The 16,578-nt window shown below is 58.4% G+C and carries 21 protein-coding genes; 9 read left to right on the top strand and 12 right to left on the bottom strand.

From position 1 onward, the window contains the following. The first annotated feature begins 86 nt into the window (after window positions 1–86). Both QRN85_RS16265 and QRN85_RS16260 read left to right on the top strand, forming a co-directional pair. Window positions 87–1,550 carry a sensor histidine kinase gene (locus QRN85_RS16265; RefSeq protein WP_284759329.1) on the top strand — a complete coding sequence of 488 codons (1,464 nt, stop codon included), beginning with the start codon at window positions 87–89 and terminating at the stop codon, window positions 1,548–1,550. A gap of 4 nt (window positions 1,551–1,554) precedes the next feature. After that, complete coding sequence (locus QRN85_RS16260) at window positions 1,555–1,926, top strand: response regulator (RefSeq protein WP_113099089.1); 372 nt, start codon at window positions 1,555–1,557, stop codon at window positions 1,924–1,926. A 69-nt stretch (window positions 1,927–1,995) separates the two neighbouring features. On the opposite strand, the gene QRN85_RS16255 is transcribed toward QRN85_RS16260, so the two are convergent. Continuing rightward, entirely contained in the window at window positions 1,996–2,199 is a 204-nt protein-coding gene (locus QRN85_RS16255; protein ID WP_062584757.1) for a CsbD family protein, read from the bottom strand. Between the two features lie 175 nt (window positions 2,200–2,374). Between QRN85_RS16255 and QRN85_RS16250 the strand changes: the two genes are divergently transcribed. Next, window positions 2,375–2,596 carry a hypothetical protein gene (locus QRN85_RS16250; protein WP_062585571.1) on the top strand — a complete coding sequence of 74 codons (222 nt, stop codon included), beginning with the start codon at window positions 2,375–2,377 and terminating at the stop codon, window positions 2,594–2,596. 55 nt (window positions 2,597–2,651) lie between these two features. Here QRN85_RS16250 and dps read toward each other — a convergent pair whose 3' ends face one another. The 6 genes from dps to QRN85_RS16220 all read right to left on the bottom strand — a co-directional run bounded on the left by dps (window position 2,652) and on the right by QRN85_RS16220 (window position 8,009). Next, entirely contained in the window at window positions 2,652–3,158 is a 507-nt protein-coding gene (gene dps / locus QRN85_RS16245; protein WP_502870788.1) for a DNA starvation/stationary phase protection protein Dps, read from the bottom strand. A gap of 94 nt (window positions 3,159–3,252) precedes the next feature. Then, window positions 3,253–3,516: a hypothetical protein gene (locus QRN85_RS16240; RefSeq protein ID WP_062584760.1), complete on the bottom strand. Its 264-nt coding sequence runs from the start codon at window positions 3,514–3,516 to the stop codon at window positions 3,253–3,255. Between the two features lie 135 nt (window positions 3,517–3,651). Beyond that, on the bottom strand, window positions 3,652–5,169 hold the full coding sequence (locus tag QRN85_RS16235) for a tripartite tricarboxylate transporter permease (RefSeq protein ID WP_062584762.1): 1,518 nt from the start codon (window positions 5,167–5,169) through the stop codon (window positions 3,652–3,654). A gap of 93 nt (window positions 5,170–5,262) precedes the next feature. Then, window positions 5,263–5,757: a tripartite tricarboxylate transporter TctB family protein gene (locus QRN85_RS16230; protein WP_112962801.1), complete on the bottom strand. Its 495-nt coding sequence runs from the start codon at window positions 5,755–5,757 to the stop codon at window positions 5,263–5,265. Beyond that, window positions 5,754–6,698, bottom strand: a complete 945-nt coding sequence (locus QRN85_RS16225) for a Bug family tripartite tricarboxylate transporter substrate binding protein (protein WP_112962800.1) — start codon at window positions 6,696–6,698, stop codon at window positions 5,754–5,756. Before QRN85_RS16225 ends, QRN85_RS16230 begins: the two co-directional genes overlap by 4 nt. Window positions 6,699–6,941: 243 nt before the next feature. Further along, window positions 6,942–8,009, bottom strand: coding sequence for an ABC transporter substrate-binding protein (locus QRN85_RS16220; protein WP_162729304.1), 1,068 nt, complete (start codon window positions 8,007–8,009; stop codon window positions 6,942–6,944). Between the two features lie 81 nt (window positions 8,010–8,090). Between QRN85_RS16220 and QRN85_RS16215 the strand changes: the two genes are divergently transcribed. Then, the gene (locus QRN85_RS16215; RefSeq protein ID WP_112962970.1) at window positions 8,091–8,771 is read left to right on the top strand and encodes a response regulator; all 681 of its coding nucleotides are present in this window, start codon (window positions 8,091–8,093) and stop codon (window positions 8,769–8,771) included. Further along, window positions 8,768–10,144, top strand: a complete 1,377-nt coding sequence (locus QRN85_RS16210) for a sensor histidine kinase (protein ID WP_122069420.1) — start codon at window positions 8,768–8,770, stop codon at window positions 10,142–10,144. The genes QRN85_RS16215 and QRN85_RS16210 overlap by 4 nt, the downstream gene beginning before the upstream one ends. A 41-nt stretch (window positions 10,145–10,185) precedes the next feature. On the opposite strand, the gene QRN85_RS16205 is transcribed toward QRN85_RS16210, so the two are convergent. From QRN85_RS16205 to hmuQ, 4 genes are all read right to left on the bottom strand, one after another. Beyond that, window positions 10,186–10,590 (bottom strand): hypothetical protein, encoded by a 405-nt coding sequence (locus QRN85_RS16205; protein ID WP_284759323.1) that lies wholly within the window; start codon window positions 10,588–10,590, stop codon window positions 10,186–10,188. Between the two features lie 109 nt (window positions 10,591–10,699). Continuing rightward, complete coding sequence (gene purU, locus QRN85_RS16200; RefSeq protein WP_113100490.1) at window positions 10,700–11,584, bottom strand: formyltetrahydrofolate deformylase; 885 nt, start codon at window positions 11,582–11,584, stop codon at window positions 10,700–10,702. 214 nt (window positions 11,585–11,798) lie between these two features. Further along, window positions 11,799–12,320, bottom strand: coding sequence for a heme utilization cystosolic carrier protein HutX (gene hutX, locus QRN85_RS16195; RefSeq protein WP_122068935.1), 522 nt, complete (start codon window positions 12,318–12,320; stop codon window positions 11,799–11,801). An 8-nt stretch (window positions 12,321–12,328) separates the two neighbouring features. Next, a complete protein-coding gene (gene hmuQ / locus QRN85_RS16190; RefSeq protein WP_112964311.1) occupies window positions 12,329–12,676 on the bottom strand; it encodes a heme-degrading protein HmuQ in 348 nt (115 codons plus the stop codon). A gap of 180 nt (window positions 12,677–12,856) precedes the next feature. Here hmuQ and QRN85_RS16185 point away from each other — a divergent pair, with 180 nt between their 5' ends. Genes QRN85_RS16185 through QRN85_RS16175 form a run of 3 tightly spaced genes read left to right on the top strand, consistent with a single transcriptional unit; the run spans window position 12,857 to window position 15,611 of the window. Continuing rightward, window positions 12,857–13,744 (top strand): heme/hemin ABC transporter substrate-binding protein, encoded by an 888-nt coding sequence (locus QRN85_RS16185; RefSeq protein ID WP_284759321.1) that lies wholly within the window; start codon window positions 12,857–12,859, stop codon window positions 13,742–13,744. Next, the gene (locus QRN85_RS16180) at window positions 13,741–14,832 is read left to right on the top strand and encodes a FecCD family ABC transporter permease (protein WP_284759319.1); all 1,092 of its coding nucleotides are present in this window, start codon (window positions 13,741–13,743) and stop codon (window positions 14,830–14,832) included. Before QRN85_RS16185 ends, QRN85_RS16180 begins: the two co-directional genes overlap by 4 nt. Further along, window positions 14,829–15,611 (top strand): heme ABC transporter ATP-binding protein, encoded by a 783-nt coding sequence (locus QRN85_RS16175; RefSeq protein ID WP_284759318.1) that lies wholly within the window; start codon window positions 14,829–14,831, stop codon window positions 15,609–15,611. Before QRN85_RS16180 ends, QRN85_RS16175 begins: the two co-directional genes overlap by 4 nt. 18 nt (window positions 15,612–15,629) lie before the next feature. Here the strand turns inward: QRN85_RS16175 and QRN85_RS16170 are convergent, their stop codons facing one another. After that, a complete protein-coding gene (locus QRN85_RS16170) occupies window positions 15,630–15,986 on the bottom strand; it encodes a YbaN family protein (protein WP_062585581.1) in 357 nt (118 codons plus the stop codon). A gap of 191 nt (window positions 15,987–16,177) precedes the next feature. On the opposite strand from QRN85_RS16170, the gene QRN85_RS16165 reads away from it, so the two are divergent. Then, window positions 16,178–16,573, top strand: a complete 396-nt coding sequence (locus tag QRN85_RS16165) for a VOC family protein (protein ID WP_062585583.1) — start codon at window positions 16,178–16,180, stop codon at window positions 16,571–16,573. The last annotated feature ends 5 nt before the right edge of the window (window positions 16,574–16,578 follow it).

Raw genomic sequence — 16,578 nt, 5'->3', positions numbered from 1 at the left:
TTGCTGACGAAATCCTGCGATTTTTCATGGAACCAATTGCCTTTCTGGGCATTGGGGCGTGAGGGCGAGAAGAGACGGGGCAAGTTTTGAATTTTATCGGCGGCGGCGAATGCGGGGATTTGTTCCGGGGTTTTGCTTGGGATCAATGCCCGATTGGCACGCCTGATTGCTGGCCCGTCGAACTCCAAACGCTCGTCAATGTCATGCTCGGTTCACTGCAGCCAATGCTGATCGTCTGGGGCCCTCAACAGATCACCCTTTATAATGACGGATATTCCGCCATGTGCGGCAATCGGCATCCCCAGGGCTTCGGGCATCCGTTTAGAGATCTCTGGTACGATATCTGGGATGATGTGGAGCCGATTATCTCTGCCGCCTATGCCGGGCAGGGTACATCCATGGACGATATCGAATTCGTGATGCACCGGAAAGGCTACCCCGAGGAAGCGCACTTTGCCTTTTCCTACACGCCGGTTCGCGATGCTGACGGTACCGTTCTGGGAATGTTTTGCGCTTGTTCTGAAATCACCAGCGAAATCATGATGCGCCGGGAGCAGAAGAGCCAGCAGGAAAAGCTTCTGCAGATTTTCGAAATGTCACCCTCCGGCATTGCCACGTTGAGCGGCCCGAACCACATCTTCGAATTCGCCAATGAGGAATATTACTCGATGATCGGCCTTGGACGCGAGATCATCGGAAAGTCTGTTGCAGAGGCCGTTTCCGAAGTTGTCGGGCAGGGCTTCATCGACCTTCTCGACGGCGTCTACCGCACCGGGCAGACGTTTTCTTCCCGGGCTGTCCCTGTTGACCTCAACCGAGGCCCCGATGGTGAACGCCAGCGGCGCATGATCGATCTAGTCTACCAGGCTCTGCGCGGGCATGACGGCGAGATAACCGGAATTCTGGTGCAGGCGCAGGACGTAACGGAACGCCTGGCTGAACAGAAGCACCGGGAGCTTATTTCTCACGAACTCGGCCATCGGCTGAAGAACCAGTTGGCCATGGTTCAGGCTATTGCATCCCAGACGCTTCGCTCAGCCGAAGATGTTTTGTCCGCCAGAAAAACACTGGCTGCCCGCATCGGCGTTCTCAGCGCCGCACATGATACTGTCATACAGGGCGGTCTGGGTACATCCCAGGTACACAAGCTCGTCAATCAGATGCTTGAAATCCACGACGACCCGACAGCGACACGCTTTTCAGTAGCCGGTCCAAATCTGCGCGTTGGTTCACGCCCGTCGCTATCGCTTTCTCTCATCCTCCATGAACTGGCCACGAATGCGGTCAAGTACGGGGCGCTTTCCACGCCATATGGCAGGGTCGATATCGTCTGGCGTGTCACGGGTGAAGCAAAGGACAGGTTTGAGCTTGTCTGGAGCGAAAGCAACGGGCCCGCCGTTATCTCGCCAGAGCGGGTGGGCTCAGGCTCGCGGCTGATCAAGGCCGGACTTGCCGGTGCCGCCGACAGCAAAGTCGATCTTCTCTACGAACAGGGCGGTGTGCGATGCATCATCGCTGCCGACCTCTCAAGCTTCCAGCAGGAGCACTAATTCCATGCAGCAAACGCCACGCTTATTGATTGTCGAGGATGATGGGCTGATCAGGCTCGATCTCGTTGACATGGTCTCCGATTTCGGTTTTTGCGCAGAGGAAGCCTCGACGGCTGACATGGCCGTGAAAATGTTGGAGGCCGACAGTGATTTCGAGGCAATACTGACAGATATCGACATGCCGGGGTCGATTAACGGTCTGGGACTTGCCAATGTAGCGTACCGCCGCTGGCCGAACATACGGATCGTGGTGATTTCTGGAAGGTATAACCCCGCTGATGGTGTGCTGCCACCCGGTGCCATTTTCCTGACCAAGCCGATCTGCGCCAATCATATCGAAGCTGCACTTTGTGGCCACGATCTCGCGGTCGCGTAAACCGCGCATTCATCAAGCTTTTAAATGCGAAAATGCCCGCACATGGCGGGCATTTTGCTGTTTGGGCGATTACCAGGTTTGGCGGTCGTACCATGTATCTACATCCTTGCGGACATGGTCCTTCTCGACGCCGTAGCGCTCCTGGATCTTGCCTTCAAGCTGATCTCGCTTGCCAGCGATCTGGTCTAGATCATCATCCGTGAGTTTGCCCCACTGTTCCTTGATCTTGCCTTTGACCTGCTTCCAGTTGCCTTCTACGCGATTCCAATCCATGGGATTTCTCCTTGTTGTGACAAAGAAGTAACGGTCGGGCGCGGCCTGCGGTTCCCAAGAAAATAATCATTGAAAATTCGTTAAGATCAGATTCGACATCTGATTCGTTCCGGTGTAGAAATTAATTGTTCATGAAAATGAGTGTCGATATTTGGCAGTCTTGGGAGGATTAGCCTTGTCGTATGCGGCTTTTCAAAGAGTGGGTGCGCAATTGTCGCCCCAGCAGGTCACAGACCTTCAGACGATATTCGATGGCGTATGTTTCGAGTGCCTTGAGGACCGTAGCAGTCCGGTTGCAAACGAATGCGCAGCCGTGCTGATCAGAAGTGCCCAGCGTGGCATTCTGGATCACGATATGCTGCGGGATATTGGCAAGGCCGTGTTACGGCGCCACTGATCGTCTTGACTTTTGAACGGTAAAAAGCGCCCGGTCTCCCGGGCGCTTTGTTGTGTCAGGCTTTTTCCTGAACATGTGCTTCGAGGAACCAGAGTGCCTTGTCGAGGTCGCGCGAGGCAGCCGTGAAAATGTCGGCGGTATTTGCGTCACCGGCATCATCGGCCTCTTCGATAGACTTGCGCACGAGGTTGGCGACGTCACCGTACCGCTCGATGAGCTCCGCCAGATGATCCTGAATCTTGTAGATGTCGGTGGGATAGGCCTTCAGCTTTGAGGTGGAAGACACCGTCTGGGTGGTTCCCAGTGCCGTCCCGCCGAGCTGTACGGCTCTCTCGGCAATCGTATCGCTGTGATTGTCCAGCTGCGTGCGAAACTTGTCGAGCAGTTCGTGGATGGCGATGAATTGCGGTCCCTTGAGGTTCCAGTGCGATTGCTTGGTGACCAGCGAAAGATCGATTACGGATGCGAGTGCTTCGTTGAGCAGGCCGATAACGGTCGCCTTCGCGTTGGATGGTAAATCGTTTCTTGTCTTATGTGTTCTCATTTTTCTCTCCAGAAACATCGATCAAAGTTTCGTTTTGAAACAAGTGGGAAAGCAACGAGTTGGGTGGCCAGTCGTTCCATCTCGCGACGGCTGAACGACGATTTGCCGAAACTTAATTATCCGGCGGCACATCGCTCATGATGACGCGGTTGAGCAGAGTGAGAGATCGGTCCGGCTCTATGCGATAGGTCTCATAGGCGCGTCTGCCATCCGTCATCATGAAATCATGGTGGAGGATGCTGCCGACGGGAGATTTCTCCAGTTTCGTTCGCGGTTGGCCACCATAGGTGATGCTGCCGGGTATCGGATCGACAGCTGCCCCTCCCGTGGTGCAGGATGTGAGGGCGAGAACGAAAAGCAGGGGTGTCAGACGCATGGTATTATCCCAATATTGGCTCGTTGCCTGTTCTTAACGGGCTCTCGCCCTTTCCGTTCCGGCCATAAAGAAACCCCGCATCCTTTCGAATGCGGGGCTTTTTCATTTCGGATCGTTGAACAGACGGAGACGGGGTCAGTCTTCGTTTGCAGCAAGCTGGGCCAGAACCTGGCCGCGACCACGAATGCGCATGATCAGCGGGATGAGGAAGGCCGCAGCCGCAACGATGAAGAGACCCACCGCAATCGGCGATGTGAACAGCACCGATGGGTCGCCCTGGCCGATGGCGAGCGCACGGCGCAGCTGCTGCTCTGCCAGAGGTCCGAGGATGAGGCCAACGACGGCAGGCGCAATCGGATATCCGAAAATGCGCATGACGTAGCCGAGAATACCGAAGGCGAGCAGCATTCCGAGTTCGAACACGGAAGGGTTGGCGCCAATCGTGCCGAGCGTTGCGAACAAAAGAATGCCAGCATAAAGCCATGGCTTCGGAATGGTCAGCAGCTTCACCCACAGGCCGATCAGCGGCAGGTTGAGGACCAGCAGCATGACGTTGGCGATGAAGAGGCTGGCAATGAGGCCCCAGACGAGCTGAGGGTTGGTTGCAAACAGAAGCGGTCCGGGCTGGAGGCCGAATTGCTGGAAGCCTGCCAGCATGATGGCAGCCGTCGCCGTCGTCGGCAGGCCGAGTGTCAGCAGCGGCACGAGCGTACCAGCCGCAGAAGCATTGTTGGCCGCTTCAGGACCGGCAACGCCCTCGATGGCGCCATGGCCGAACTCTTCCGGGTGTTTGGAAAGCTTCTTTTCCGTGGCGTAGGATAGGAACGTTCCGATTTCGGCGCCACCTGCGGGCATTGCACCAATCGGGAAGCCAATCAGCGTACCGCGCAGCCATGCCTTCCAGGAGCGCGCCCAGTCCTGGGCGGTCATCCAGACGGAGCCCTTGACGGCCTCGACCTTGTCCGGTCCGCCCTGGCCCTGCGCCACGATGAACAGCGTTTCACCGATGGCGAACATGGCCACGGCCAGCGTGGTCACTTCGATACCGTCAAGCAGGTCTGGAACGCCAAAGCTCATGCGAGTCTGGCCGGTGAGCTGGTCGATGCCGACAATGGCCAGCGTGAAGCCGATGAACAGCGACGTCAGACCGCGCAATGCGGAATCGCCGAATGCCGAGGATACCGTAACGAAGGCAAGCACCATCAGGGCGAAATATTCGCGGGGACCAAAGACCAGAGCCAGCTTTACGATGTAAGGCGCAACGAAGGCCAGCGCAATCGTGGCAATGAGGCCAGCTACGAAAGAGCCGATGGCAGCCGTTGCAAGCGCCGGACCTCCACGCCCTGCGCGGGCCATCTTGTTGCCTTCAAGAGCGGTGACGATGGATGCGCTCTCACCGGGGGTATTCAGAAGAATGGAGGTTGTCGAGCCGCCATACATGCCGCCGTAATAGATGCCGGCAAACATGATGAGCGATCCGGCGGGATCGAGGCGATAGGTGACGGGCAGAAGAAGCGCAACGGTCAAGGCCGGTCCGATGCCGGGCAGAACGCCAACAGCCGTGCCGAGCGTAACGCCGATCAGCGCATAAAGGAGGTTCATCGGTTGCGCGGCAATCAGAATGCCTTGCAGCAGAAATTCAAAAGTGCTCATGGACAGTCGTCCCCCTGTCGGGCGAGACCCTCGCGGCGCGCAAAACGCCATCGCGAAGTCTCAGGTCTTGTTGTTTATCGAATGGATCGGCCGTTAGAAGAACAGCCGTTCCAGAGGTCCGGCAGGCAACGAAAGTTGCAGAAGCTGCGAGAAGATGACCCAGATGACGAAACTGAATGCAATACCGATTGGAATGGAATACCAGAGCTTGCGTTTGCCGAAGGCGCGGGCCGTGAAGGCAAAGAGCAATCCGGTTGCAATGGAAAATCCGGCAATTTTCAGCAGAAGCATCTGTGCCGCTAGACCCGCGACAACCCAGAAGACAGGTCCCAGTTCCTGTCTGTCACGGCTCGGAAACTCGTTGCGCCAGGCCTCGATGGCGGTCCAGATTGCCAGGCCGATAAGACAGATGGCAATGGCGTAGGGAACCGTTGCCGGGCCGACCGGAGAATAACCGGTGACGCTGGCAAGCCGCGCAGAATCCCAGAAGATGACGAGCGCGATGGCCACGAGAAAAACGGCGATCGCGAACGCCGCCCAATCAGGGCGGCGCTTTGTCGGTTGGGAAGGGGATGAACCCTGACTCATTTTACCAGTCCGATGTCTTTGAGGATCGTTTCGGTCGAAGCAGTGTCCTTCTCAAGCTGTGCCTTGAAGGCGTCGCCGGCGAGATAGGTGTCCATCCAGCCCTTGGTCTTGAGTGTTTCCTGCCACTTGGCCGACTTGGCCAGCTTTTCGATGTCGGCGCTGACAGCCTTTTCCTGCTCAGGCGTCAGGCCTGGAGGAGCTGCAACCATGCGCCAGTTCTGGATGACGACGTCGAGGCCGCTTTCCTTCAGCGTTGGTGCTTCGATGCCTGGGATCTTCGCTTCGCTGGAAATGGCGAGAAGACGAACGGTACCGGCCTTCACCTGGCTTTCGAATTCGCCATAGCTGGAAATGCCTGCGGTTACCTGTGCGCCGAGGATGGAGGCCAGAGCCTCACCGCCGCCGGAGTAGGCGATGTAGTTGATCTTGGTCGGATCGACGCCCGCAGCCTTGGCAATCAGGCCGGCTGTGATGTGGTCCGTGCCGCCAGCCGAGCCGCCGCCCCAGGAGACGCTGCCCGGGTCTTTCTTGAGCTTCTCGATCAACTGACCGATGTTCTGGATGTCAGACGATGCAGGAACCACGATGACTTCATATTCGCCGGTCAGACGCGCGATCGGCGTGACTTCCTTCAGCGTAACGGGTGCCTTGTTGGTCAGGATCGCGCCGACCATGACGTAGCCGCCGACGATCAAGGCGTTGGGATTGCCCTTCTGCTGGCTTGCAAACTGTGCAAGGCCGATCGTGCCGCCTGCGCCTGGAACGTTCTGAACCTGAACGCTCTTGGAAATGCCTTCTTCCTGCAGCACGCTCTGCAGCGAACGGGCCGTCTGGTCCCAGCCGCCGCCGGGGTTTGCAGGAGCAATGATGGTGTAGTCAGCGGCGGCTGCCGGAAGTGCGATAGCGCCAGCGAGAAAAGAAGCGATGAGGAAATGCTTCAAAGTGAACCCTCCTTGATGTGCCGTTTCGGCATGTTGTTGTCATCGCGGAAGGGCGGCACATGGATGGCAGCAAGGTCAAGCATGAACAACTTGCAACGAACGGTCCGATGAGACTTCCTCCCGCTTCTTCAGTCCGCCTCCACGGATGAACGAAGACCTGCACAGCACCATAGAAAGCTGTCATCTAACTGACGCTCTGCGCCGGGCAAGTGTATTTACTGTCTATTAATTTTCGATTTTCGTCTACTGGGCTCGTAAAGCCTCGTTCCAGCGTTCAATAATGCGGGCGCGCTTGACCTGGTCGAGATACACCATCAATCCGGGGCTGACGGGAACCGGCCGCAACTGCGCGCCATGGATGGCCTGCATCATGTTGGCGGTATTTTCACCGGCAACATCCGGGCTGACCGCCGGGATCTGCAACTGCCGCGCCATGATGGTCTGTCCCTCCTTGGACATAAAGAACTCCAGATATCGACGGCCCAGCTGCGCATTGCGCGCGGCCTGTGGCACAAGGCCGATGCGCGACATGACGACGGTATAATCCTTGGGCAGGACGATGCCGACATCGGGGTGGCGCGACGCCCAGTCTGCGGCATAGGACCCCAGAATATTGTAGCCAAGCAGAAAACGTCCGTCGGAAATGCGCTCCAGAATGGCGGAGCTGGTGGAATAGACCTTCACGCCTGCCGTTCCCATGCTTTTGATGACATTCCAGATATCGCCGAACTGCTCCTGGTCTCGCGACATGAACAGAAAGCCGACGCCTGAGCGTTCGATGTCATAGGTCGCGATCCGACCGTGGACCTCCTTTGCGTGGCGCTGCAGATAGTCCACGAATTCGGCGCGGCTGGCTGGCGGCTGCTCCGTCATGAAACTCGGTTTGTGGTAGACGAAGACCGCGGGCTCGAATGTCAGCGCATAGGCTGTATTGCGCCAGTTGGCCCATGCGGGCCAGCGATCGCTCATCGGCAGATCGGATCGCTGCGCATAGCCGTCATTGCTGAGCTTTACCTGAAGATCCATGGCCGAGGAAAAAGCAAAGTCAGCCGTCTTCTGGCCGGAGTCGGTCTCGCGCACGATCCGGTCATAGATCTCGCCTGTCAGCATGTCTTCGTAGGAGACAGCCACATCCGGGTTAGCCTTCTGGAAGCCCTCGATCATCGGTGTGGCAAGAGGCTCGTCCAGCGATGAATAGACCACCAGTGTTTGTGCATCCGCCTTGCCTGAAAGGGCGGGAAATATCATGGGCTGCGCGCCAGACGACGTCGCGGCGGCGAAAAACAGACAGAGTGACACAAGAATACGCATGGAAAAGATCATGCCGCAGCCCCTTGCCATTCACAAGACGGAAAGGCTTCGATAAATTTGCGCCGAATGGAGGGCGACAGCGTGCGGATTCTTCTGGTCGAGGACAACCAGATCTTGTCGGAAGGGCTTTCAGCGCTCTTGCGCGGGAGCGGCTATGCTGTGGATGTGGTGTCCGATGGGGCATCAGCCTATGCGGCCATCGCTGCGGAAAATTTCGATCTCGTCATTCTAGATCTCAACCTGCCCGAAATGGATGGCATTGACGTGCTGCGCTCCATGCGCGCGCGCCAGGATAAGGCGGCCGTGTTGATCCTGACGGCACGCGGTTCGCCTGAAGAACGGGTCAAGGGTCTTGATCTGGGCGCAGACGACTACATGATCAAGCCCTTCGACATCACCGAGTTCGAGGCGCGGGTGCGGGTGCTTCTGCGCCGCAATGCCGGATTGCGGTCGTCACTGGTCAGTTTCGGCAAGGTGTCGTTCGACCTGACATCGCGCACATTTTCAGCCGATGGTCATCCGCTCGATATTCCGGCAAGAGAAGTCGCGCTGCTGGAAGTGCTGTTCATGCGTGCCGGCAAGGTGGTGGCCAAGGAGGCCATCGTCCAGTCGCTCACGGGCTTTGACGATGAGCTTTCGGGCAACGCCATCGAGCAATATGTCAGCCGCCTGCGCAAGCGGCTGGGGCCGCATGGGCTGACGGTCAAGACCGCACGCGGGATCGGCTATTATCTGGAAAAGCTGCCGGAGATGGCTGAATGAGGCAGGCCGCCTATTCGCTGAGGCGGCGTCTGCTCGGCTGGCTTCTCATTTCCACCGCGATCATCGGCTGCATTGCTCTGGCCGATACCTATCGCGAGGCAACCAATACCGCCAATATCGTTTCGGACCGCGTGCTCTCAGGGTCGGCGCTTGCCATTGCGGAGCGTGTCGTCGTATCCGAAGACGGCTCGCTGGAGGTCGATATTCCCTATGTGGCGCTGGAGATGCTGACATCGGCGGCGCAGGACAGGGTCTTCTACCGTGTCGATGGCCCCAACGGCCAGTTTTTGACGGGCTATCAAAATTTGCCTTCGGTGGAAAAGGCGCGCAGCGATGCGCCGACCTTCATGGATGCGGAATTTCGGGGGGAGCCGATCCGGGTTGCCGCAATTGCGCGGTTTGCCTCCACGGGCGTCAATTCCGTGCCGTTTTCCGTCACCGTAGCCGAGACCACGATTGCACGCAGCCGCCTTGCGCAAGCCATCATCATTCGCTCTGCACTACGCCTGCTCTTCATGATTGTCGGCGCTGCCATCATCGTGTGGATTGCGGTGACCATTTCCCTCCGGCCGCTTTACCGCCTGAGCGAGGCCATCGGCGAGCGTAGCCCGAATGATCTGCATCCCATTCGCCAGTCCGTGCCTGTCGAAGTCGAGAATCTGGTTGAAACCGTCAATTCCTTCATGGTGCGGCTGCAATCGGCGCTGGATGCCTTGCGGCATTTTACCGGCAATGCCAGCCACCAGTTAAGAACGCCGCTTGCCATCATCCGCACACAGCTTGCCCTCTCGGCAAGAGCCTCCACTCTGGAAGAGGCGCAGGCGGCGGCGAAGAAGGGCGATGCCTCGGTTGCTCATGCCGAACACATACTGGCCCAGCTTCTGCGCATGGCCAATATCGATGCCGCAGGCTCTGGCGAAAAGCAAAGTCTTGTGGATGTCGATCTTGCATCTCTCGCCCAATCGGTCACAGCCGAATATGTGCCAGTCGCAGCAGATGCCGGGATCGATCTTGGCTTTGAGCAGATGGAGGCCGTCAGCATTGGTGCCGAGCCGCTTCTGTTGGGCGAACTCCTCGGCAATCTCATCAGCAACGCCATTGCCTATGCCGGGCGCGGTGCGGAGGTAACAGTCCGGGTCGGTCGCGAGAATGGACTGGCGTTTCTTCTGGTGGAAGACAATGGCCCGGGAATTTCAGAGGAAAAAAGGGACGTGGTGCGGCAACGCTTTGCCCGGGGGGATGGCAACACGGCGCCCGGCGCGGGGCTAGGCCTTGCCATCGTCGAAGAGATTGCCACCCTGTTCAACGGACGGCTGGCGCTGGAGGAGGGCGCTTCCGGCAGGGGTCTGAAGGCCATCGTGCGCTTTAGCTGAAGCGCCGCCGCAGGCGACGCTTCGGGCAGCTTTGACGCATATTACTCGTTAATCTTGTCGATCAACTGCATCATGATGTCGGCGCAAGCCTTCATTGGCTCGTCGTCTGCACATTTGATCTCGATCTTTGTCTCACCGTCTTCGAGGCGGAAGTGAGCGCCCTTCGATGGAGGCGGCGGTGGCGGAGGAGGAGGCATCATCATGCGATCGCGTGGGCCGCCATCGCCGGGGCCTGCATCTCGCATTCCGTGTCCCGGCGGGGGTGGCGGAGGCGGCGGTGCGTCAGTGCGAGGACCAGCGCCTGGCGGCGGAGGGGGCGGTGGTGGTGCATCGGTCTGTTGACCAGCCTCGCCCGGGGCGGGTGCTGGTGGCGGTGGTGGTTGCTGGGCAAATGTCGATCCCGCCGCGAGGAAAAGCGCGGCGCCGGCAATGATTATCTTTTTCATGAGGAAAGCCTCTGATGTTTAACAACACCAGAGAAACGGGCACGAAAGCTACTCGGTTGCTGCGCGCTGGAAATAAAGTTCGACAATCCTGCCCGGCAGAGAATGGGGTTTAGCCCATTCGCTCCGATGCGTAGGAGCCGGGGCTGGGTGGAAAGACCACGGTACGGTTGCCGTTGATGAAGGTCCGGTGGTGGATATGCGCATGAATTGCGCGCGCCAGCACCTGACTTTCCACATCGCGGCCCAGCGAAACATAGTCCTCGGGAGACTGGGCATGGGTCACGCGCACGGTGTCCTGTTCGATGATCGGGCCTTCGTCGAGGTCGGCGGTGACATAATGGGCGGTCGCACCAATCAGCTTCACGCCGCGCTCATAGGCCTGCTTGTAAGGGTTGGCACCCTTGAAGCTTGGCAGGAAGGAGTGGTGGATATTGATGATGCGCCCGGACATCCTGCGGCACATTTCATCCGACAGCACCTGCATGTAGCGGGCAAGCACAACCAGTTCGGTGCCGCTGCTGTCTATCAGATCCAGAAGCTGCGCTTCCGCCTTCGGCTTGTTGTCCTTCGTCACCTTGATGTGGTGGAAGGGAATGTCGTGATTGACGACGACCTTCTGGTAGTCGAAATGGTTTGAAACCACGCCGACGATATCGATCGGCAGCGCGCCGATCTTCCAGCGATAGAGCAGGTCGTTGAGGCAATGCCCGAAGCGTGACACCATGAGCAGGGTCTTGGTCCGTTCGCCATCGCTGTAGATATTGGCCGCCATGCCGAATTCGGAAGCAATGGGTGCAAAGCCCGCTTCGATGTCGGCCATGTCCTTGCCTTCCTCGGAAATGAAGGAGACGCGCATGAAGAACTTGCCGGTTTCGAGATCATCGAACTGGGAGCTGTCGACGATGTTGCAACCCTTGCCCGCCAGATAGCCCGATATGGCTGCGACAATGCCGCGTTTGGATTTGCAGGCTACGGTCAGTACATAGGTCGTCATGGGTGTCCTCATCATGTCTCGCCAAGCCTATAGCGCAGGCGAAGCAAAGCGCAAAGTCTCTTGCCCGCCAATTCACATCCGGTTCCAATGCATTGAATTCATAGGGCATGGCCAGACTGCCGGGACATGCCGGAAGCGACATCGGCTGTTCAAAGCAGGAGCGATCGGTAGGGAGAGAAACGCCGCCGACGGGTTCGCGGCGGCGTTGAGGCACTCAGTTGACGAAGCGGTTGCGCAAGGTCTCGAATTTCACGACCTGATCGGCCAGCAATTCCTTGTTTCCGTCACGGCGAACGAAAATCTTGAACATGGCGCTGCCGCCTGCATTCATGAACCAGACGGAAAGCGACCGGCGTCCATGAAAGTCGCGATCGATGAAGGTGATCGAGGCGCAATTGTCTTTCTTGATATGCCCGCCAATGGGGCTATCGCCGTGAATGTTGAACCAGCCATGCCCTTCCGTGCCTTCCGGCAGGTGGCCGGGGACTTCAAAGACGATATCCGGCGTCTGAACGATCATCAGAACTTCGCCCCAGGACCTTAGCTCGGTCCAGATATCGTTGAATGTCCCGGCGGGAGCCGAGATGGCTGCACCCTGCGGCAGCAGTGCCAGAATCTCGGCTGGCGTCACCTCCGCCTTGGAGGCAATGGCTTCGACCACGCCATCGGGCTTTTCGGCAAGTGCAGCCTTGGCACGCTCTCGCCGCTCATCGGTTTTTTCCGCTATCGCGCCCATGGTCTGGCTCACGCCGCAACCGGACGATCCTGACCGTCCTTGTCTTCATGGATGATGACGTCGAAGCCTTCGAAATGCGGGCCGGAGAGATACTCGACCTTGCCTTTGTTGTTGCCGGCATTGGCGTGGGCAGCGCGGAACTGCTCGGACTTCGTCCATGCCGTGAAGTCTTCCTTGGTCGCCCAGACGGTATGCGAGGCATAAAGCGTGTGATCTTCCGCCTTCGGACCCTTGAGCATGTGAAACTCGAGATAGCCGGGCATTTCCGCCAGGTGCCGCTTGCGATCACGCCAGATGGTTTCGAATGCCTCTTCAAAGCCGGGCACAACGCGGAATCGGTTCATGGCAATAAACATGGATTGTCTCCCTTTCAGACTGGCAGCTCCAGAATGCCGGAATGCTACCCTTGGGAGCCGAGATATAAAAGATAACGAAAATAGTCAACTTATCGGATTGTGCTGTTTTTAAAGATGTGTAAATAACTCCACTTATATGGCGCACAGACCGTCGTGTGCCGCATTGTTCAGGATCACGTCATGTCGCTTTCACTTCGATCTTTCGCTTTCGCCGCCGTTGCCCTCCCACTCGCGTTGACGGCTGTGCCAAGCTTCTCTCAGGCGTCTGAAAAGGGTAATCCCGAAGCCAGCAGGATCGTGGCCATCGGCGGAACGGTGACTGAGGTTCTCTATGCGCTGGGTGCCGGAGACCGTGTCATCGCACGGGATTCCACCAGCAGCTATCCAGTCGAAGTGCTGGCAAAGCCTGATGTTGGCTACATGCGGGCGCTGTCGTCCGAGGGCATTCTCTCGCAAAAGCCAGACCTCATCCTTTCTGAAGACGGAGCAGGTCCGGCTGATGTGATCGGCATCTTCAAGGCCAGTGAGGTGCCGATGGTCATCATCGATACGCCGCCTCGGGCCGACGCGATTTCCCGCAAAATTGAGGATATTGGCGCAGCCGTTGGGCTTTCCGAAAAGGCCAAGGCACTTGCGGATGACGTCGAGGCGGGGCTTGCCGCATTGAAAAGCGACGTTGCCGCCGTTAGCACCAAGAAGCGTGTGCTTTTCGTTCTTTCAACGGCGGGCGGCCGTATCATGGCGGCTGGCAAGGATACCGAAGCCGGGGCCATCATTGAGCTTGCCGGTGGAGTAAACGCTGCCGCTGATGTGACCGGTTACAAGCCACTCAGCGATGAAGCCGTCATTTCGGCTGCTCCCGATGTCGTGCTGACCATGCAGCGCGGCGACCATGCGGCGACTGCAGATGAGATATTTGCCCTTCCTGCATTCCAGTCTACCCCGGCTGCGTCATCGCGCGCGCTGATCAGCATGGATGGGCTTTATCTCATCGGCTTTGGCCCACGCACGCCCGCAGCGGGCCGGGAACTGGCGTCGCAACTCTACCCAGAGGTCGTCAAGCCGTGACAGTCGCAATGATGACAGAGGTCGCAGGTCCTGTACGCGGCGATCGTTCGCGCAGGGGCGTCATCACCATTGTCGCCCTTTGCATGTTCCTGCTCGTGTCCTGCGTCGTTTCTCTGGCGAGCGGTCCGACCGGCGTTGGCCTGTCGGAACTGTGGCTGTATTTCTCCGGCGGTGCACAGGCCATGGAAGCGCGCGACCGCGTTATTCTCGAGGCAGTTCGCCTGCCGCGGACGGGCCTTGGCATCATGATCGGCGCCAGCCTCGCTGTCTCTGGCGCGATGATGCAAGGGCTGTTTCGCAATCCGCTGGCAGATCCGGGTCTTGTCGGTGTGACATCCGGTGCGGCCCTGTTTGCCGTAGCCGCACTTGCGCTCGGCGGCAGCGTGCTCGCCCCGCTTTCGCTGTTTTTCGGGATGCATTTCCTGCCGCTCATGGCGTTTCTCGGTGGTCTTGGCAACACGCTGCTGCTTTACGCGATCGCCACCCGCAACGGCACAACATCAACCGGACTTCTCATTCTCGCAGGCATTGCGGTGGCTGCGCTGAGCGCGGCCCTGATGGGACTGATGATCTTCCTTGCCGACGATCGCGCCCTGCGCGACATCACCTTCTGGAGCCTGGGCTCGCTGGGTGGCGCAACGCCGATGAAGGTGTGGACGACGCTTCCCTTTTGCCTTGCCATTCTCGCCAGCATTCCCTTCGTGTCGAAGGGTCTGGATGCCCTGATCCTTGGTGATGCTGCCGCGTTTCACATGGGCATTCCCGTCCAGAGGCTGAAGCGCATCGTCATTCTCGCCGTTGCTGCGGCCTGTGGAGCGAGTGTGGCTGCGGCAGGCTCCATCGGTTTTGTCGGCATTGTCGTGCCGCATCTTCTGCGGCTGGTCATCGGCTCGTCCCATCGCTTTCTGTTACCAGCATCGGCCATCGGCGGGGCAGGATTGCTTTTGCTGGCGGACAGTTTTGCCCGCACCGTAGCCGCACCCGCCGAACTTCCGATAGGTGTCGTCACAGCTCTTATTGGCGCACCGGTCTTTCTGTTTCTGCTGCTTGGCCGTGACAATGGTCTTGGATTGAGGAACGCTGCATGATTACCACGCAGGGTGTTACCGTCAGCCGCTCCGGCCGCAGATTGCTGGATGACGTGACAATCTCTCTTCAGCCCGGCAGCTTTACCGTCATCATCGGCCCAAATGGGGCCGGCAAATCAACGCTGATGAAGGTTCTGTCGGGAGAGATGCGGGCGGATGCGGGCAGCGTTGCCTATGGCAATATCGACGTGGGACTGTTCAGGCCCGCAGAGCTGGCGCGCGTTCGCGCCGTTTTGCCGCAAAGCACGGTGCTGTCGTTTCCGTTCACAGCGCTGGAAATCGTTCGCATGGGTGCAGTTGCCCAAGGCTCGACCCAACCGGAAGTGCAGGCGCGTCAGGCTTTGGCAAAGGTCGGCCTTGCCGGATTTGAGGGGCGTTCCTACAACATGCTCTCCGGCGGGGAGCAGCAGCGCGTGCAGTTCGCCCGCGCCCTTGCGCAGGTGCCGCAAGCCGTGGAGGATGGGCAGCCCCGCGCCCTTTTGCTCGACGAACCGACCTCCAGCCTCGACCTCGGCCACCAGATTTCCGTTCTGGAAACAGCACGTGATTTCGCCTTGAGCGGCGGCACCGTGCTGGCCGTGCTGCATGATCTCAATCTTGCCGCTGAATTTTCCGATCAACTTATCGTCATGCATCGCGGGCGGATCACTGCCTGTGGCCCTGCGCAGGAAACCATCAATGACGAGACGATTGCCCGGGTCTATGGCATCGGTGGAACGGTGGGCAGGCTACCTGCTGCCCACATTCCCTATATCCTGCCGCAGTCACGCCATCGCTGACGGGTTTGCGCATCGGGCTCACGGATCGGGTCGTGTCACGACAAATGCCGCCGCCCCGAGCATCACGGCGGCGACGATGCCCGCTCTGAGCGGTGTAGGCTCGGTAGTAAACCAGAAAATGCCGTAACTCACTGTCATCAAAGACACTGCGGCAATTTTTGCCCTGCGCGGAATGGCCCCTTTTTCCCGCCAGTTGCGCAGCGATGGCCCAAATCTGGGATGGTTCAGAAGCCATGCTTCGAGCTTCGGCGAAGATTTGGAAAAGCACCAGAGCGCGATCAGAAGAAAGGGTGTCGTTGGCAGAACGGGCAGAAATGCACCGACGACGCCGGTGGCAACCATGAGCCAGCCAAGACAGAGATACAAGATGCGCATGACTGCCGGTATCATGAGTTTCAATGTCATGATAGTGGGTATCATCCCATGGTGCAGGGTGCTGGCGTGATTGCCTGCTATGCGTCTTCGAGGGGCTTCAAGGGTTGAAACTCTCGTTGTCAGCCGTTATCTGCCTGCCCCGATGCCTGCAGCATAAGCGGGCCACCACGATGCAAGAAGAAGGAAACACCATGGCCAAGCTTATTCACTCTATGGTCCGGGTGCTGGACGAGAAGCGTTCGGTGGGTTTTTACAGTCAGGCTTTCGGTCTGCAAATCGCGGAGCGTTTCGAGTTCGAGACATTCACGCTGGTTTATCTCAGCAATGCTGAAGGTGACTTCGAGCTGGAGCTGACAATCAACAAGGGCCGCGAAGTGCCCTATGCGCTGGGCGATGGCTATGGCCATATCGCGGTCAGCGTTGACGATGTCGATGCCGAACATGCGCGTCTGGTTGCACTCGGTCTTTCCGTCGGCAAGATCGTCAACGCCGAATACAAGGGCGCGCCCTTTGCGAAATACTTCTTCATCTGCGACCCGGATGGGTACAAGATCGAAGTTCTTGAGCGCAGCAACCGCTTCAAATAAATCGG

Source organism: Agrobacterium sp. fls2-241-TYG-188a (genome assembly GCF_030209845.1).
The sequence above is the reverse complement of the archived record's forward strand: the minus strand, read 5'-3'. Positions and strand labels throughout refer to the sequence as shown.

Excerpts from the sequence above, each read along its gene's own strand:
- hmuQ (WP_112964311.1), bottom strand. The coding sequence starts at position 12,676 with ATGTTTATTGCCATGAACCGATTCCGCGTTGTGCCCGGCTTTGAAGAG.
- QRN85_RS16210 (WP_122069420.1), top strand. The coding sequence starts at position 8,768 with ATGAGGCAGGCCGCCTATTCGCTGAGGCGGCGTCTGCTCGGCTGGCTT.
- QRN85_RS16240 (WP_062584760.1), bottom strand. The coding sequence starts at position 3,516 with ATGCGTCTGACACCCCTGCTTTTCGTTCTCGCCCTCACATCCTGCACC.
- QRN85_RS16170 (WP_062585581.1), bottom strand. The coding sequence starts at position 15,986 with ATGCGCATCTTGTATCTCTGTCTTGGCTGGCTCATGGTTGCCACCGGC.
- QRN85_RS16260 (WP_113099089.1), top strand. The coding sequence starts at position 1,555 with ATGCAGCAAACGCCACGCTTATTGATTGTCGAGGATGATGGGCTGATC.
- QRN85_RS16185 (WP_284759321.1), top strand. The coding sequence starts at position 12,857 with ATGTCGCTTTCACTTCGATCTTTCGCTTTCGCCGCCGTTGCCCTCCCA.
- QRN85_RS16205 (WP_284759323.1), bottom strand. The coding sequence starts at position 10,590 with ATGAAAAAGATAATCATTGCCGGCGCCGCGCTTTTCCTCGCGGCGGGA.
- QRN85_RS16230 (WP_112962801.1), bottom strand. The coding sequence starts at position 5,757 with ATGAGTCAGGGTTCATCCCCTTCCCAACCGACAAAGCGCCGCCCTGAT.
- hutX (WP_122068935.1), bottom strand. The coding sequence starts at position 12,320 with ATGGGCGCGATAGCGGAAAAAACCGATGAGCGGCGAGAGCGTGCCAAG.
- QRN85_RS16235 (WP_062584762.1), bottom strand. The coding sequence starts at position 5,169 with ATGAGCACTTTTGAATTTCTGCTGCAAGGCATTCTGATTGCCGCGCAA.
- QRN85_RS16255 (WP_062584757.1), bottom strand. The coding sequence starts at position 2,199 with ATGGATTGGAATCGCGTAGAAGGCAACTGGAAGCAGGTCAAAGGCAAG.
- dps (WP_502870788.1), bottom strand. The coding sequence starts at position 3,158 with ATGTTTCTGGAGAGAAAAATGAGAACACATAAGACAAGAAACGATTTA.
- QRN85_RS16165 (WP_062585583.1), top strand. The coding sequence starts at position 16,178 with ATGGCCAAGCTTATTCACTCTATGGTCCGGGTGCTGGACGAGAAGCGT.
- QRN85_RS16220 (WP_162729304.1), bottom strand. The coding sequence starts at position 8,009 with ATGCGTATTCTTGTGTCACTCTGTCTGTTTTTCGCCGCCGCGACGTCG.
- purU (WP_113100490.1), bottom strand. The coding sequence starts at position 11,584 with ATGACGACCTATGTACTGACCGTAGCCTGCAAATCCAAACGCGGCATT.
- QRN85_RS16175 (WP_284759318.1), top strand. The coding sequence starts at position 14,829 with ATGATTACCACGCAGGGTGTTACCGTCAGCCGCTCCGGCCGCAGATTG.